1 protein-coding gene is annotated in these 1681 nt (G+C 64.2%); it reads right to left on the bottom strand.

Features of this window, described 5'->3' with window-relative positions; genetic code table 11:
- The coding region (locus G6038_RS30635; RefSeq protein WP_165042663.1) for an HNH endonuclease family protein at positions 1–978 on the bottom strand (978 nt) is incomplete at its 3' end.
- Between the last annotated feature and the right edge of the window lie 703 nt (positions 979–1681).

The raw sequence follows: 1681 nt of genomic DNA, 5'->3' as shown, positions 1-1681 counted from the left end.
CGGTATTACTGGTGCGTGCTGCTCGACGGTCGGTTGCGGTTGGGGCGCTGGGGGTTCCGACACCGCCGGAGTGGTGGGGGCGACGCCGCCACAACCGATCAACAGTTGCTCGATCGCCTGGTGTTCGGGTGGCGACATCCACAGGTGATAGGCGGCTTTCACCTCGACCTGCCGGGCAACGTAGGTGCAGCGGTATTGGTCGTGCGGCGGCAGCCAGCCCGCGGAGTCCCGGTTGGCTTTCTGCACGCTGATGCTGCTGGCGGTGGCCTGAAGGTTGCGAGGGTCGTTGGCGAGGTTCTGTAAGGTTGCGGCGTCGAGTGCCTGCGCACCTTTCTGCCAGGCATCGGGCAGCGGGACGACATGGTCGATGACAACGTCCTCCAGCGTGTCGCCGGTGGCGGTGACCGAGGTGCCGGCGTATGGGTCGTTGAGCGTGCCGCTGAGGACCGCGCAGCCGCGGGATCCAGGTTGAATCGTGACTGCGGACAGGTCGCGGCGCAGGATGTCGTTTCGGGTGTCGCAGCCGTTGTGGCCGCCGTCGACGGTGACATCGTCGGACCAGGGCTCGCCGAAGCGCGACGGATCGTATTCCGTCTCGGGCAACTCGGTCCGAATAGGAATGCTGGCAAGGGTGGTCAGGGACTGGGTAGCTGCCTGGCTGTCGACTTGGGGAAAGAGCGCGGGTGCAGCGAGCGGCGTCTCAGACGTGGTGGGCGCCGATGACGGCGATATCGGCGAGGCGGTAGAGGTGGCCGGGGCGCGTGTTTGGTCTGCTGATGTCTCGGGGTCGGGTCCGGTGGCGGGAGTGGTGACAATTGCCAGGACAAACGCTGGAATGAGGGACCAGGCTGCCCACTTATAACGTGCTGGACGGGTGCGGTCCTCACGGATATAGAGGATGCCGGTGACGGCGGCGAGAAGACCAAACAATATCCAGGCCCATAGCTGTTCCGTAAGACCGCCGAGTATGAACAGCAAGCCGAGCGTGATCGTGCCGACTGCGACGAGCCCGCCCAGGCGAGTGTGCGGGTTCCGGCCTCGTAGAGGTCGGGAAGAGGCTTGGGTGGACCGGGTTGCGCCCGATTTGCCGACGCCTGCATAGGGGGCGTGGGCGGAGGTCCACTGTTGTCCGTCCCAGTAGCGTTGTCGCTCGGTGGGGCGTTCGGGGTCCGGATACCAGCCGGCGGGTGGGGAGCTAGACATGGCTACGTCCACCTCGATCGGATGGAGTGGGGGTGCTCACCGCAGTCGTGGTGAGTGCATGTTGTGTGCCGAACATGATTTGCCGTCTTCTTGAAGAGTTCGGGCGGTAGGTGGGGAGGTCGGTGCCTACTCGGAGGAGCGGCAGGAGCTGAGATGGCGCCGGCTTCTCATCTTGATTTCGGTGCTGACCTAGTGCGCCGTTACATCGATGAGGTGTGAATTCGCTGCGGCGTGATTAGGGGCGCTTACACGATTTGTCCCAGCCACTGCAGCATCTTCGGCGGTGTGTGCGGCCGAGGCCGGAGCGGGATCGCTGACCCACTGGGCACCTGCTCCTCGGCGGCAATCATCCGTCTCCTCACGCGTGCAGGGCGGCACATGTAGGACCCCTGCCACCGGCGAAATGGGGAATCTGGAACAGCGCGAGTATCTGTAACTCGGCATGGCTTCGAGAACGTCAATTCGGAAGGTGTAACAA

This window comes from Rhodococcus sp. 14C212, from assembly GCF_011058195.1.
GTDB lineage: Bacteria > Actinomycetota > Actinomycetes > Mycobacteriales > Mycobacteriaceae > Rhodococcus > Rhodococcus aetherivorans.
The sequence above is the reverse complement of the archived record's forward strand: the minus strand, read 5'-3'. Positions and strand labels throughout refer to the sequence as shown.